Raw genomic sequence first — 13,642 nt, forward strand, 5'->3', positions numbered from 1 at the left:
ACCCTGAGCGAAGCAAGGCCGTCGAACGCAGGGTCCGACGGCCTTTCACACAGGGCGTTCGCGCCCCGTTACACGAGGCGCATTACCCTTGGAGCAGGGTCAGAAATTGACCCCGGCCTGAAGGAAGACATAGCGGCCATAATAAAGGTCGCCATAAAGACCGGCAGCGCTGTTGGTCGAGGCATCGGCCACGAAGGGCGGCTGCTTGTCGAACAGGTTGTTCACACCGGCCTGGAACGTCCACTTGTTCAGACGATAATCAATCGTCAGATCATGCGAGAACACGCCGGGGGTCTTGTAGCGTCCATAACCAAGGGCCGTGCTCAGATCCTGCGATCCGTTGTTCCACACCATGCCACCCGTATATTTCATCATATAGGTGACACCCCAGTTGCCATGCTGCCAGTTGACCGTGGCGTAGTCGCGCACGCGCGGCTGGCCAGTGCCCGACTGGTACATCAGACGACCGGCATAGTTGTACCACTGTCCGCCCGGTTCATTCTGCTGCAGGTAGCTGATGAGCTGCTGGAAGTTGTTGCCCAGCGTCACCACATCCCTGGGTGTTACACGGATACGATAATCAAGGTCGAAATCGATACCGCTCGTGCGCAGACCGCCGATATTAGCATAGTAGTCCGTCACGGAGTTCAGCTGGCTGGTGCTCGAAACGCGTGTGATGTTGTTGCAGTAATTGGTGCTGGCACCTGTGTAGCACTGGTCAAGAATATACTGTGAGCTCAGATACGAGATCATGTTCTTGATCGTGTAATGCCAGTATTCCACCGAAGCGGAAAGACCCGGCACCCAGCGCGGTGTGATCACCGTACCGATTGTATAGGTGCGGCCGGTTTCCGGCTTCAGCGAAGCGTTACCACCATAAAGCGTCGGCACCTGACCCGAGTTTGCCGCAACGAAGGTTGACGTGTTGATACCCTGCTTGGCGCAATTGGCGACGACATTGGCCGAGAGCGAGCCATAGGAGCTGGCCTGGGCGCAGGGATCGGTTGCCGAGGCGTAACCAAGGCTGCCACCTGAATAGAGCTCATATACATTCGGCTGGCGATAGGAGCTGCCAATGGTTGCGCGGAAACGGATATCGCGGATCGGCGCCCAGTTGATCGAGGCCTTCCAGTTCTTGGTGCCACCGAAGGTGCTGTAGGACGAATAGCGCCCCTGCGCATCGATGGTCAGATCCTTGGCGAGAAAGACGTCGCGCAGAAGTGTCGCCTTGCCTTCTAGATACCCTTCCGTGACGTTGAACCCACCGCCGGTATAGGAGGCCGAGTTGGTGAGCGTGTCGCCTGACGCCACAACAGCATCAGGATGATAGGCAAGCTGCTCGCCACGGTGTTCCATGCCCAGTGCAAAGCCCAGATCGCCGCCGCCCTTCCAGGGCATGGTGGCAACATGGTTGTTGTGCATACGCAGGTTCAGGTCGCGCAGCTGGTAATAGTAATGATCGTGGCTGGTGTAGTTCGAATAAGCCGCAGCCGCCGAGGAAAGGGGCTTGAACGGATCGGACAGCACACAACCGGCAGAGGCCTGACAGACCGACGGGTTATAAACGAGCGCAGAACTTGAATCGGTCGGATCCACCTGCTGCAGACCGTATTCCTGTAGGAGCTTGGCATAATTGCCCACACCCGACATCTGCGATGTCACCTGGTTCCAGCCATAGGTGTAGGACAGATCGTACATCCAGCCATGGGTGATCTCGCCCTTGGCGCCTGCAATGGCGGTATAGGTGTCGGTCGCTGTCTCGGTACGACGGTTACCCCATTCGCCGTAACGCTTGTACATCAGCACGTCTTCGCCAAACGTGTTGTATGGCGCATCAGCCGGGATCACGAGGCTGGACGGCAGGTTGGACGGGTAGATGCTGCCCGTCATGGGCTCCGGCGCCAAGGTGGTGCTGGAGGTACGGTGGCTGTACTGAAAATTGGCATAGGGCGTGAAATGGCTGTTCACGTCATAATGCGCGTCGAAAGACAGCGTGGAGTTCTGCAGCGAGTTCGTCAGGGATTGCTGCGAGCCATAATTATAGCGATCTGCAGAGGTGGCCGTGTGGTAGCCGGTCCCACTGGCATTGGGGATATAAGTCCCGGAATCGGTGAAATACTTGCCTGTTGTCGGAATTGATGAACCATAGAGCAGGTCGGACGCATCGGTCGGATCGTTGATCTGCACATTGCGTGACCAGGCGCGGTTGCGCTGCATGATCCCGCTCTTGGTCATGTATGACCCGAACAGTGTCACGTTGCCCTTGCCATGATCGAAGTTCCAGCCCTTGTAGCCGGAAATCTGACCCGTCTGGCCATCACCGACATCGGTGATCCCGCCGCGAACGGTAATGTTGGCGTCATTCAGGTCATGGCGCATCTTGATGTTGATCACGCCCGCAACAGCATCGGCTCCGTAGAGTTCGGAGCCGCCATCCTTGAGGATCTCGATGCTCTGAACCTGATAGACGTTGATCGTGTTCAGATCGACGCAGCTGTTATTGCCGTTAAGCGTGGTACGCTTGCCATCGATCAGCACCAGCGTACGGTTCTGGCCAAGGTTACGCAGATCCACGCAGGATGACCCGCCCGTACCGTTCGTCTGCGAGTTATAGGTGCCCGACGAACCGACAGAAGGTAGGCGCTGCAGATAATCGCCTACGGTGGTGGCGCCTGTCTGCAGGATCTGCTTGGACGTCACGATCTGGACGGGGTTGGCATTGGCGTTGTTCGAAGTGCTGAGCGCCGAACCGGTCACCACGATGTTTTCACTGCCACCCCGCGCCCCACGACCGGAAACCGGCGCGAATGTATCGTTGCTGGCCGAGATCGAGCGGACACCAACGCCCTGCGCCGCAGGGCGGACAAGCGGTGCAGCCGAGGCCGCCGGAGCGGTCGTCGCCTGGTTCCGCGCAGCGACAGTGGTCTTTTTGGCCGTGCGCTTGTGAGCCTTGTGTGAGGGTACAGCGGCGGATTGGGCAGCGTGGGCGAGTTGCGCCTGCCCGAGGGCCAGACCCGCACCCACAGTGGAGACAAGCAGCAATCGTCGCTTGTTCTTGATCATCTTCATCGTGTTTTCGACCTCCAAAAGGCGTTCTGAGGCCGAAAAGATTTCACAAACGAAACCACGTCCAGAGACATATTTTGAATCGAGATTCATCAACTCGTCATATTGTATTTTTGCCACATAGTTACTTACTAATGTTGTATTTTGAACTCAAATATTACTTTTAGTTTTCAGTTAATACTCTTTGACACAAAACGTTCCAGATCGAAATGTATCGGGCTTGCCTCTGAATCGGGCATGGGGGGGATGTGCCCCCCTTTCCAGAGAGACGCTGTGTCACGACTGGGTGCAAAAGGTGCAACGCCGCGCCGCGCGATAGCCCGCACCCGCTCAGACCACCTTCGTGCCTGAGGTAACCTCGGTTTGAGTGACCACAGCAGCTACGACATCGTCAGATGGACTGCCCACCAGATACCTCGATGCGCTGCGCGTTGACCCAGCGGTTGTCATCGGAAAGAAGCGAGGCGATCATCGGGCCGATATCATCAGGCAGGCCGACACGCCCCAGCGCCGTGTTCTGGGCGATATGACGGGCAATCTCGGGATTGTCCCGCACGGCGCCACCGGAGAAATCGGTCTGTATGGCGCCGGGTGCCACGACATTGACCGTAATGCCTCGCGGGCCGAGTTCCTTCGCCATATAGCGCGTCATGGTCTCGACCGCGCTCTTCATCGAGGCATAGACGATGCGACCGGGAAAGGTGAAACGTGTTAGGCCGCTGCTGATATTGAGAATACGTCCGCCATCCGCCAGAAGGGGCAAGAGCGCCTGTGTCAGGAAGAACGGCCCCTTGAGATGTTCGCCATACATGCGGTCGAACTCGGCCTCGGTGGTATCTGCCAGGCCGCCATTATGCGCACTGCCGGCGTTATTGATTAGATAGTTGAAATGGGCGAAGCCCCATCGGCCCAGAATGTCCCTCACCTGCCCGGCGAAAGTGTTGAAACTGTCGCTGCTGGTCATATCGAGTTTGAGCGTGGCAGCCTTTACACCGGATTGCTCAGCCAGAGCGACAACGGCCTCCGCCGCCTCCCGATTACCCTGATAGGTCAGAATGACGCCAATGCCTCTCTGGGCAAGAGCCTCGACGGTGGCTCGGCCCAGGCCACGGCTACCGCCCGTCACAAGCGCGATGCGTTGAATGGAAGTCATGGTGATATCCTCTTGTTTCGATACGCAGAGGAGACCACGCGTGCTGGCTTGCGATAAGCCGCCCATTCCTGTCATCATTATTCACCAAAACAGAACAATCGGCAGGATAGGCTCATGGACAGACTGGCCAGTATCGAGCTTTTCCTGCGCGTCATCGAGCGCGGCAGTTTCAGCGCAGCGGCCTCTTCCTGCGGTGTTTCACGACCCGCTGCGAGTGCTGCCATCCTGGCGCTGGAACGACGTCTTGGCACAAGGCTGTTGCATCGCTCCACTCGCCACGTACAGCCCACGGAGGAAGGCAAACTCTACTACGCCCATTGCCGCTCGATCGTCGCTTCACTCGAGGAGGCCGACCGGTCCATCGGCTCAGCGCTGAGCGGCGTGATCCGTCTCGATACGGTCGGGCATCTTGCACGCACCATTATCCTGCCCGCTTTGCCCGATTTCCTGTCCCGTCATCCGGAGCTTACCGTGCATCTGGGCGAAGGCGAGAGGCTCGTCGATCTTTTGCGTGAAGGCGTGGATTGCGTTGTACGTGGCGGCCCCTTGCCCGATAGCGACATGATGGCTCGCCCGCTCTGCCTGCTTCCGGAAATCACGGTGGCCAGCCCGGATTATCTTGCCCGTCATGGCACGCCCCGTGACCCGGACGATCTGGACGGGCATTGCATGATCGGCTTCGCCTCGTCCCGCACGAAGCAGGTCCTGCCGCTGGAATTCAGCCTTGGCGGCCAGCTTGTCGAGCGTATCCTGCCGGCACGGCTTCTCGTTTCAGGCGCGGAATCCTCGGCGACAGCAGCGTGCCTCGGGCTTGGTCTGGCCCAGGCGCCGCGTTATCGCTTCGAGGCCGAACTGGCACGCGGCGCGCTGGTCGAGGTGCTTTCTGCATTTCCTCCGGCCCCGACGCCCCTGACGCTTCTCTACCCCAGCAACAGGCAGCTCCCACCGCGCGTACGCGTTTTCATGGATTGGCTGATCGACATCTTTTCTGCGTTCGACAGAAACAATCGCAGACAGGTAGAAAAATGAAACGCCCGTTTTCCGGCCTCACGTTTTGAACGGAGGGGTTAGCGTCATCTCATGCTGTTCGACCTTCCCTCCCATGACACGCTCTATCAGGCGCTTCTTGCGCGCGATGCCCGATATGACGGACGGGTTTTCGTGTGTGTTGGAACGACGGGAATATTCTGCCGTCTGACATGCCCGGCACGCAAACCTCTCTCCACCAACTGCACCTTTCGCGACAGCGTGCGCAGCTGCATCGAGGCCGGGTTCCGCCCCTGCAAGCGATGTCATCCGCTCCAGGGCGGCGCCGCTCATGACCCGCTCATTGCCGGGTTGCTCGACAGGCTCGATGCCAATCCGGGACGGCGCTGGAACGAGCAGGATCTCGCAGCCCTCGGGCTGGACCCCTCAACTGTCAGGCGCAGCTTCAAGCGGCACTTTAACATGACCTTTCTGGATATGGCCCGGCAGCGTCGCTTGCGCGACGGCTTCCTGACCCTCTCACAGGGAGAGCCAGTCATAGCCGCCCAGCTCGATTCAGGATTTGAATCCGCCAGTGCCTTTCGCGACGCCTTTTCCCGACTGATCGGTTGTGCGCCAGGCACGCTGCAACAGGGTGGCCTGCTACAGGCCAGCTGGATTGCGACGCCGCTGGGCGACATGCTGGCGGTATGCTCGACGCGTCACCTGCACCTTCTCGAATTCATTGATCGCAAGGCCCTCCCTCGTGAGCTCAAAGCCCTGCAAGCGGCGCTCAAATCACCTCTCGGTCTCGGCAGAACGCAGGTGACCGAGCAGGCACATGCGGAACTCGACGCCTATTTCGCGGGTGTATCAGCCCGTTTCGAGACACCCCTCGCCCCCCAGGGATCCGAGTTCACGCGCCGCGTTCATCGCGCCCTTCAGGACATTCCGCCCGGCGAAACACGAAGCTACAGCGCCCTTGCCTGCACCATCGGTCATCCCGGCGCAGTCCGGGCCGTGGCGCGAGCGAATGGCGCCAATTGCATCGCGCTCATGATCCCCTGCCATCGCGTGATCGGCGCAGATGGCAGCCTGACAGGCTATGGCGGCGGATTATGGCGCAAGCAACGCCTGATCGAGATCGAGCACGCGTTTGGCAGCCGGACTGCAACATAATCCCTCGCACCCCGTTTCCCTCCCGGTGGCACCTGCTGCTTCAATCAGGATGCCGGGATCCTAAAGTGACGCTGAAACAGGAGGCGTTTATGGGCAGGGCAATCCTGCACAGGGCCGATATGGTCGGCAGCGAGGCAGAAAGAATGCGTATATCCCAGCTCCCCGGAGAAGCATTTCAGACAAAACGCACCTGAATGACATATACCTGGCCAACCGGCAGTGACGATACATTAGCCTGCGACGAACACCGGCACTTTTTCACTACCCCGCCTTTTCGTTACGACACTGTTACTTGCTGCTACAGTTCATGCCTGCAACAGTATATTCGCTCCTGCAACAGAGGAGCGAATACTGGACAGGAATCCGAAGCAACATGTCTTTTCCTCAGCCGCCACCCAGACTACCCGTGCAGGTACCCTCAGGGATAATCAAACTTGGCGTCGTCGCACTGGGTGCTGTTGCGATTGTTGCGGTCCTCAATCCGTTTTACCAGATCGCGTCAGGCTATTGCGGCATCCTGACCAATTTTGGCTCGGTCCAGCCCAGCGCTCTCGCGCCCGGGCTGCATATCGCGATACCTGTCTATCAGAGGATCACTTCAGTCTCGACCCAGCCGCAGACCATCACCTCGCATGAGCAGGCTGCCACGCACGACCTTCAGGACGTGCGTACGTCTGTCTCGGTAACATTCCACATCGCACAAGCCGATGCCCCGGGTTTTTATCGTGATTTCCGCACGCTGGACATGCTCGCACGCCGTATCATCGAACCCACGGTCTCGAACGACGTGAAAGCCATTACGGCCAACTACAACGCCGAGGAACTCATCACGAAGCGTGATCTGGTGGACGGGCAGATCAAGGATCTTATCATCCGTTCGCTTCAGCCCTACCATCTGACCATTCATTCCGTGAACACTGCGAACTTCGCGTTCTCGACGGCCTATGCGCAGGCCATTGAGGCCAAGCAGGTCGCCCAGCAACAGGCGCTTCAGGCCCAGTACACGTTGCAGCAGACCCAGATCTCGGCACAGGCTCAGGTGGTGCAGGCCAAGGCACAGGCCGACGCCGCAATTGCCACGGCTCAGGGGCAGGCACAGGCACTATTGGTGACCTCGCAGGCCCAGGCCAAAGCCAATAGCCTTGTCTCGCAATCCCTGACACCGGCGCTGTTGCAGCAGAAGGCGCTTGATCGCTGGTCAGGCACCATGCCGACCTATCTGAGCGCAGGCGCTCCCCTGCCCTTCATCGGCACCATGGGTGCCGTTCAGAAATAAGGCGACAGCCCCTCGTTGATGGCGGGTCTTTCTTTCGGAAAAGGCCCCTCATCACTCCGACGCACATCCAGCCTGCCCTCCCAGCTAGAATACAGATCGGATAGGCCATCGACCGGGGTTCACTCCCTGCCTGATCTGGCGCGCTTTCTGCCTATGCGGCCATCGAGGGGACCAACGCTACAAATCTGACTGGTCATGCCCAAAGCTGCGATCCCGACCCGTTTACCTGTCCCCCCAAGGTGACGAAGCCTACGGGCAGTGATCTCACTCGTACCCCGCCCATGAAAAAACCGCCCTGTCTTGCGACAGGGCGGCTCTTTCGTAACCTCGATGGAAAGGCGCTGGATCAGAAATCCATATCGCCCATGCCACCCATGCCACCCGGACCACCGGCCGGAGCGGCCTTCTTCTCGGGCTTTTCGGCAACCATGGCTTCCGTGGTGATCAGCAGGCCAGCAACCGAAGCTGCATCCTGCAGAGCCGTACGGACAACCTTGGTCGGATCGATGATGCCAGCGGCCACCAGATCCTTGTACTCGGCGTTCTGTGCGTCGAAGCCGTGCGTGTACTCGTTGATTTCGAGCACCTTGCCAGCGATGACAGCGCCATCTTCACCAGCATTGAACGCGATCTGACGCAGCGGAGCCTGCAGGGCCTTGCGGATGATGTCCGCACCAACGCGCTGGTCGTCGTTCTGGAAGGACAGGTCCTTCAGGGCAACGGAAGCGCGGGCAAGAGCCGTACCACCACCCGGAACGATGCCTTCTTCAACAGCAGCGCGGGTTGCGTGCAGCGCGTCATCAACGCGATCCTTGCGCTCCTTCACCTCGACTTCGGTGCTGCCACCGACGCGGATGACGGCAACGCCACCGGCCAGCTTGGCCAGACGTTCCTGCAGCTTCTCACGGTCGTAGTCCGAGGTGGTTTCCTCGATCTGCGCGCGGATCTGTGCACAACGGCCCTTGATGTCGTCCGTGTTACCGGCGCCTTCAACGATCGTGGTGTTTTCCTTCTCGATATGCACCTTCTTGGCGCGACCGAGCATGTCGAGCGTGACGGTCTCGAGCTTGATGCCGATGTCTTCGCTGATGACCTGGCCGCCCGTCAGGATGGCGATGTCTTCCAGCATGGCCTTGCGACGGTCACCGAAGCCAGGAGCCTTGACAGCAGCAATCTTGAGGCCACCGCGCAGCTTGTTGACGACCAGCGTGGCCAGAGCCTCGCCATCGACATCTTCTGCGATAATCATGAGCGGACGGCCGGACTGCACAACGCTCTCGAGCAGCGGCAGCATGGGCTGAAGCGAGGACAGCTTCTTTTCATGGATCAGGATGTAGGGGTTATCCAGATCCGCCATCATCTTTTCGGCGTTCGTCACGAAGTACGGCGAGATATAGCCGCGGTCGAACTGCATGCCCTCGACAACGTCGAGCTCGGTGTGGAGGCCCTTGGCTTCCTCAACCGTGATCACGCCTTCGGAACCAACCTTCTGCATGGCCTGCGAGATCATCTCGCCGATTTCATGCTCGCCGTTGGCCGAGATCGTGCCGACCTGAGCCGTTTCGGCCGGGGTCGTGATCTTGCGGGTGTTCGCCTTCAGCTCTTCCACAACGGCTACGACAGCCTTGTCGATGCCGCGCTTCAGATCCATCGGGTTCATGCCGGCAGCAACAGCCTTGGCGCCCTCACGGATGATGGCCTGCGCCAGAACGGTCGCGGTAGTCGTGCCGTCACCAGCGATGTCGTTCGTCTTCGAAGCCACTTCGCGCACCATCTGGGCGCCCATGTTCTCGAACTTGTCAGCCAGCTCGATTTCCTTGGCGACGGAAACGCCGTCCTTGGTGATGCGCGGTGCGCCGAAGCTCTTGTCCAGAACAACGTTGCGACCCTTCGGGCCCAGCGTGACCTTCACAGCGTCAGCCAGGATGTCCACGCCACGCAGCATACGCTGGCGGGCATCAGCGCCGAATCTTACGTCTTTGGCAGCCATAATCTTTTCTCCAGTAGAGGTTCAGTGTGCGAGAATGGGGAGGCTGGAAATCAGCCGATCACACCCATGATGTCGCTTTCCTTCATGATCAGCAGCTCTTCGCCATTGATCTTCACCTCGGTGCCGGACCACTTGCCGAACAGCACGCGATCGCCAGCCTTGACGTCCAGTGCTACCAGCTGACCCTGCTCATTGCGGGCACCCGGACCGACGGAGACGATTTCGCCTTCCATGGGCTTTTCCTTGGCGGTGTCCGGAATGATGATGCCACCGGCCGTCTTCTGCTCGCCCTCAAGGCGGCGAACGACGACACGGTCATGCAAAGGCCGAAAATTTGTCATAATGGATCGCTCCACTCTATCTCTAAGGCGACGCCCTTGCTCAAAAGCAACGCCGCCGGTTTGCGCGCCCGCTAAGCCGCAGCGCGTTAGCACTCCCGTAGCGAGAGTGCCAAACAGGTAAGAGAGCCCCCGCCCAGCGTCAAGACCTCCGCCATCACTGCCGCCTAAATTTCATCAAAAAATCAGCAAGTCGGCACTTGCTCTTTTCGCGGTCGAGGGACGTTCGATCAGTTGCCCTCCTTGGGCAACTGCGGCACCGCCTCAAGCCGGGCGCCATCGACCTCGCGCTTCAGACGGTTCCTTTCCTGCGTTGTTCTGGCGCGCTCGCCCTTGCTCTGCCCGAAAAGATGCCGGTTTTCATCGGCCTCACGGGCATCCTTCTCCCGCGCCAGACGTTTGCGTACCCGACGCAGGTTGACGATCTCTGCCATGTTATCGTTGCTCCTGATTAAGATGAACAAGCAAGAAGGAGGGCTGTTCCATGGGACGCCTGATATCCCTGACCGCCTCGGACACGCATCATTTTTCTGCCTATGAAGCAGGCGACGCCAAGGCACGTCGTGCCCTTGTCGTGGTTCAGGAAATCTTCGGCCTTACCGATCACATCCGCGCCGTATGTGATGAACTGGCGGAATGCCATGGCTACCATGTGATTGCCCCTGCCCTGTTCGATCGTGCAGAGCGCGATGTGGTTCTCCCCTATGATTCCGAAGGCATGACCGAGGGCCTTGCCTTACGCGAGAAAATCAGCCCCGATGCATTGCAGGCCGATATCACCGCAGCTTGCCATGCCCTGAACCATCATGGTCATTCCAGGGTCGGCATACTGGGATTTTGCTGGGGTGGCCTTGTGGCATGGGAGGCAGCGACCCGCACGCGCAATTTTGCGGCCGCCTGCGCCTGGTACGGCGGCGGCATCGCATCGCTCAGCCATGAAAAGCCCCACTGCCCGGTGCAACTGCATTTTGGCGGAAAGGACGACCACATTCCCCATACCGACATCAATACCATTCGCGAGAACAGGCCTGAGGTCGAGATCTTCGTCTATGACGACGCCGGTCACGGTTTCGGCTGCAATGATCGTCCGAGCTTCAACAAGCCGGCCCGGGACCTCGCTCATGAACGCAGCATGGCGTTCTTCGAGGCCCATCTCTGATACCCCACAATTTCAGTCAGGAAGTCCATCATGCCCGCAGACAGCACCAATCCGCTCGTTGACAGTCCCGAGCGCGATGCCCGCATTGCCGTCAAGGCAAAGGAACTATGGGAAGCCGATGGCAAGCCTGATTGCGGGCCTGAGGCCTACCATGAGAATGCCTCGGAAATTATCGGCATGGAAGAGCATCCGCACGCGGGAGAGATTCCCGTGAAGGATTTGCCTGACCCGCAATTTGCTGATGTTCAGGTCGAGAATGCTGAGATCCAGCAGAACCTTGGAGAATTCCCCGAGCGTCAAACCGACCAAGGGGACCGTGAGCATTTCCCGGAGAAACAGGATCAGGCCTGATCGCCCAAGCCCCTAAGGGACTAACGCGGGGGCTTCCAGCGCTAGAATACAGGAAGTGCTTTGCATCAACAGGAAAAGGCTGACCCTTTCGGGTCAGCCTTTTTCATTCCAGTCTATCGAGACAGGTCCGTTCTCAGCGCAGAACGCGGCCTGCGACGGCATCCAGCTTTGCCAGCATGGCAGGGTCGCGTGATGCCGGAGCTGTAATGATCGCGTGATCCAGGGCCCGCTCTGCACCCGAGGGGCACAGACCGCGCTTCCTGCCGAGTTCGGGAATGATGGCCTTGACCAGCGCCTTCGCCTTGGCGGCATTCTGGGTCATGACGGCCACAACCGCATCGACCGTCACAGAGTCATGGTCGTCGTGCCAGCAATCGTAATCTGTCACCATGGCAATGCTGGCATAGCACATCTCGGCTTCACGGGCGAGTTTGGCCTCTGGCATGTTGGTCATACCGATGACCGAGCAACCCCACTGACGATACAGCTCGCTTTCTGCACGGGTCGAGAATTGCGGCCCTTCCATCACCAGATAGGTTCCACCACGCACCATAGGCACGCCGATCTTTTCGGCCTGTTCGGCAATAATGTCGCCCATACGGCCCGAAACCGGATCGGCCATGCCGACATGGGCCACGCAGCCACGACCGAAAAAGGTCTTTTCGCGCGCAAACGAGCGATCAATGAACTGGTCAACCAGAACGAACTGTCCCGGAGGCAGATCCTCACGCAGCGAGCCGACAGCGGAAAGAGAGACAATATCGGTCACGCCGACGCGCTTGAGCGCATCGATATTGGCGCGGAAATTGAGCTCTGACGGCGGAATGGGATGGCCACGGCCGTGGCGCGGCAGGAACACGCAGCGCACACCATCCAGTCGGCCGAACAGCAATTCGTCGGAGGGCTCACCCCAGGGGGTTTCGACCCGACGCCATTCCTTGTCTTCCAGACCGTCGATGTCATACAGCCCGGACCCGCCAATAAGGCCGATCACGGGGTCGATGGTCACGTTTTCAGTCATGCCGAATTGCCTTTGCTCTGTGTCGGTAAATCTCGCGTTCAGGAACACCAGAATGGCTGGCTTCGCAACCTGTCAGTGTTTTCATTCCGCCCCGCATGGCCCTGTTCTGACGATTCTGATATGGCTCTAGGCTCTCAGGCTGGCGCAAGACCGGCTGGAACAGAATGTGGAGCTTGCCATGAGCGAGACCTTGGACCCCAGGACATTTGGCACCCTCATCCGGGACGACGTGCCTCATGACTCTTTCAAGGAAAAGGCGCGGCACTGGTTCGAGACCCTGCGCGACAAGATCTGCGCTTCGTATGAAGCCATCGAGGACGAGGCCGTCGCCAACAACTCTCCCGTCCTGCGCGACAAGGTGCAGGCCGGACGTTTCGTGCGTACAGCGTGGAACCGCAGCGAAGACCCCGACAGCGCGCTTCACGGCAGTGGCGTCATGTCCGTCATGCGCGGTCGTGTCTTCGAGAAGGTCGGCGTCAATGTCTCGACGGTCTGGGGCGAATTCTCACCCGAGTTCCGCAAGAACATGCCAGGGGCCGATGTCGACCCCCGTTTCTTCGCAACGGGTATCTCGCTTGTGGCCCATCCATGCAACCCGCATGTAAGCGCAGCCCATTTTAATACCCGCATGATCATTACCAGCAATGGCTGGTTTGGCGGCGGCGGCGATATTACCCCCATGTTTCCCGACAGCGCTGAAGCGCAGGAAGATGCTGCCGCCTTCCACGAGACGTTTCGCAAGGCCTGCGAGCCCCACGACCCGACCTATTACGAGAAGTTCAAGGCCTGGTGCGACGAGTATTTCTTCCTGCATCACCGCGGTGAACCACGCGGGCTTGGCGGCATTTTCTACGATCACTTCAACAGCGGTGACGCCGAGAAGGATTTCGCTTTCACGAAGGATGTCGGTCTGGCTTTTTACGAGGCGTATCCACGTGCCGTTCGTGCGCGCATGATGCAGCCCTGGACCGAGGCTGATCGTGAGGCGCAGCTCATAAGACGCGGTCGCTATGTCGAGTTCAATCTGATACATGATCGCGGTACCGTGTTTGGGCTCAAGACCGGCGGCAACACGGAAGCGATCCTCATGAGCATGCCACCCGAGGTCAAATGGCCCTGATGAAGGGTGCTTCAGGGCAAACA

General features: G+C 59.1%; 12 protein-coding genes. 6 read left to right on the plus strand and 6 right to left on the minus strand.

The features are described 5' to 3' along the window. Nucleotides 1-99 precede the first annotated feature (99 nt). Together ACWNRM_RS00545 and ACWNRM_RS00550 are read right to left on the minus strand one after the other, a co-directional pair. Nucleotides 100-3,063 carry a TonB-dependent receptor domain-containing protein gene (locus ACWNRM_RS00545; RefSeq protein WP_485169299.1) on the minus strand — a complete coding sequence of 988 codons (2,964 nt, stop codon included), beginning with the start codon at nt 3,061-3,063 and terminating at the stop codon, nt 100-102. A 394-nt stretch (nt 3,064-3,457) separates the two neighbouring features. After that, nucleotides 3,458-4,219: an SDR family NAD(P)-dependent oxidoreductase gene (locus ACWNRM_RS00550; protein ID WP_485169014.1), complete on the minus strand. Its 762-nt coding sequence runs from the start codon at nt 4,217-4,219 to the stop codon at nt 3,458-3,460. Nucleotides 4,220-4,333: 114 nt separating this feature from the next. Between ACWNRM_RS00550 and ACWNRM_RS00555 the strand changes: the two genes are divergently transcribed. The 3 genes from ACWNRM_RS00555 to ACWNRM_RS00565 all read left to right on the plus strand — a co-directional run bounded on the left by ACWNRM_RS00555 (nt 4,334) and on the right by ACWNRM_RS00565 (nt 7,640). Continuing rightward, on the plus strand, nt 4,334-5,248 hold the full coding sequence (locus ACWNRM_RS00555) for a LysR family transcriptional regulator (RefSeq protein ID WP_485169015.1): 915 nt from the start codon (nt 4,334-4,336) through the stop codon (nt 5,246-5,248). 51 nt (nt 5,249-5,299) lie between these two features. Further along, the gene (locus tag ACWNRM_RS00560; protein WP_485169016.1) at nt 5,300-6,364 is read left to right on the plus strand and encodes a bifunctional transcriptional activator/DNA repair enzyme AdaA; all 1,065 of its coding nucleotides are present in this window, start codon (nt 5,300-5,302) and stop codon (nt 6,362-6,364) included. 373 nt (nt 6,365-6,737) lie between these two features. After that, the gene (locus tag ACWNRM_RS00565) at nt 6,738-7,640 is read left to right on the plus strand and encodes a prohibitin family protein (RefSeq protein WP_485169017.1); all 903 of its coding nucleotides are present in this window, start codon (nt 6,738-6,740) and stop codon (nt 7,638-7,640) included. A gap of 346 nt (nt 7,641-7,986) precedes the next feature. Here the strand turns inward: ACWNRM_RS00565 and groL are convergent, their stop codons facing one another. The 3 genes from groL to ACWNRM_RS00580 form a co-directional block, all read right to left on the minus strand. Then, the gene (groL, locus tag ACWNRM_RS00570; RefSeq protein WP_485169018.1) at nt 7,987-9,630 is read right to left on the minus strand and encodes a chaperonin GroEL; all 1,644 of its coding nucleotides are present in this window, start codon (nt 9,628-9,630) and stop codon (nt 7,987-7,989) included. A 50-nt stretch (nt 9,631-9,680) separates the two neighbouring features. Further along, nucleotides 9,681-9,971, minus strand: a complete 291-nt coding sequence (gene groES / locus ACWNRM_RS00575; RefSeq protein WP_023978434.1) for a co-chaperone GroES — start codon at nt 9,969-9,971, stop codon at nt 9,681-9,683. Between the two features lie 227 nt (nt 9,972-10,198). Next, entirely contained in the window at nt 10,199-10,402 is a 204-nt protein-coding gene (locus ACWNRM_RS00580; RefSeq protein WP_485169019.1) for a DUF4169 family protein, read from the minus strand. A 50-nt stretch (nt 10,403-10,452) separates the two neighbouring features. On the opposite strand from ACWNRM_RS00580, the gene ACWNRM_RS00585 reads away from it, so the two are divergent. Both ACWNRM_RS00585 and ACWNRM_RS00590 read left to right on the plus strand, forming a co-directional pair. Further along, a complete protein-coding gene (locus ACWNRM_RS00585; protein WP_485169020.1) occupies nt 10,453-11,127 on the plus strand; it encodes a dienelactone hydrolase family protein in 675 nt (224 codons plus the stop codon). A 30-nt stretch (nt 11,128-11,157) separates the two neighbouring features. Next, entirely contained in the window at nt 11,158-11,478 is a 321-nt protein-coding gene (locus ACWNRM_RS00590; protein ID WP_485169021.1) for a DUF2934 domain-containing protein, read from the plus strand. A 133-nt stretch (nt 11,479-11,611) separates the two neighbouring features. Here ACWNRM_RS00590 and ACWNRM_RS00595 read toward each other — a convergent pair whose 3' ends face one another. Continuing rightward, nucleotides 11,612-12,499 carry an S-methyl-5'-thioadenosine phosphorylase gene (locus tag ACWNRM_RS00595; protein ID WP_485169022.1) on the minus strand — a complete coding sequence of 296 codons (888 nt, stop codon included), beginning with the start codon at nt 12,497-12,499 and terminating at the stop codon, nt 11,612-11,614. 178 nt (nt 12,500-12,677) lie between these two features. Here ACWNRM_RS00595 and hemF point away from each other — a divergent pair, with 178 nt between their 5' ends. Continuing rightward, nucleotides 12,678-13,619: an oxygen-dependent coproporphyrinogen oxidase gene (gene hemF, locus ACWNRM_RS00600; protein WP_485169023.1), complete on the plus strand. Its 942-nt coding sequence runs from the start codon at nt 12,678-12,680 to the stop codon at nt 13,617-13,619. Nucleotides 13,620-13,642 lie beyond the last annotated feature (23 nt).

The organism is Asaia sp. A2 (assembly GCF_057319415.1).

Excerpts from the sequence above, each read along its gene's own strand:
- ACWNRM_RS00545 (WP_485169299.1), bottom strand. The coding sequence starts at position 3,063 with ATGATCAAGAACAAGCGACGATTGCTGCTTGTCTCCACTGTGGGTGCG.
- hemF (WP_485169023.1), top strand. The coding sequence starts at position 12,678 with ATGAGCGAGACCTTGGACCCCAGGACATTTGGCACCCTCATCCGGGAC.
- groES (WP_023978434.1), bottom strand. The coding sequence starts at position 9,971 with ATGACAAATTTTCGGCCTTTGCATGACCGTGTCGTCGTTCGCCGCCTT.
- ACWNRM_RS00550 (WP_485169014.1), bottom strand. The coding sequence starts at position 4,219 with ATGACTTCCATTCAACGCATCGCGCTTGTGACGGGCGGTAGCCGTGGC.
- groL (WP_485169018.1), bottom strand. The coding sequence starts at position 9,630 with ATGGCTGCCAAAGACGTAAGATTCGGCGCTGATGCCCGCCAGCGTATG.
- ACWNRM_RS00560 (WP_485169016.1), top strand. The coding sequence starts at position 5,300 with ATGCTGTTCGACCTTCCCTCCCATGACACGCTCTATCAGGCGCTTCTT.
- ACWNRM_RS00595 (WP_485169022.1), bottom strand. The coding sequence starts at position 12,499 with ATGACTGAAAACGTGACCATCGACCCCGTGATCGGCCTTATTGGCGGG.
- ACWNRM_RS00590 (WP_485169021.1), top strand. The coding sequence starts at position 11,158 with ATGCCCGCAGACAGCACCAATCCGCTCGTTGACAGTCCCGAGCGCGAT.
- ACWNRM_RS00585 (WP_485169020.1), top strand. The coding sequence starts at position 10,453 with ATGGGACGCCTGATATCCCTGACCGCCTCGGACACGCATCATTTTTCT.
- ACWNRM_RS00565 (WP_485169017.1), top strand. The coding sequence starts at position 6,738 with ATGTCTTTTCCTCAGCCGCCACCCAGACTACCCGTGCAGGTACCCTCA.
- ACWNRM_RS00555 (WP_485169015.1), top strand. The coding sequence starts at position 4,334 with ATGGACAGACTGGCCAGTATCGAGCTTTTCCTGCGCGTCATCGAGCGC.
- ACWNRM_RS00580 (WP_485169019.1), bottom strand. The coding sequence starts at position 10,402 with ATGGCAGAGATCGTCAACCTGCGTCGGGTACGCAAACGTCTGGCGCGG.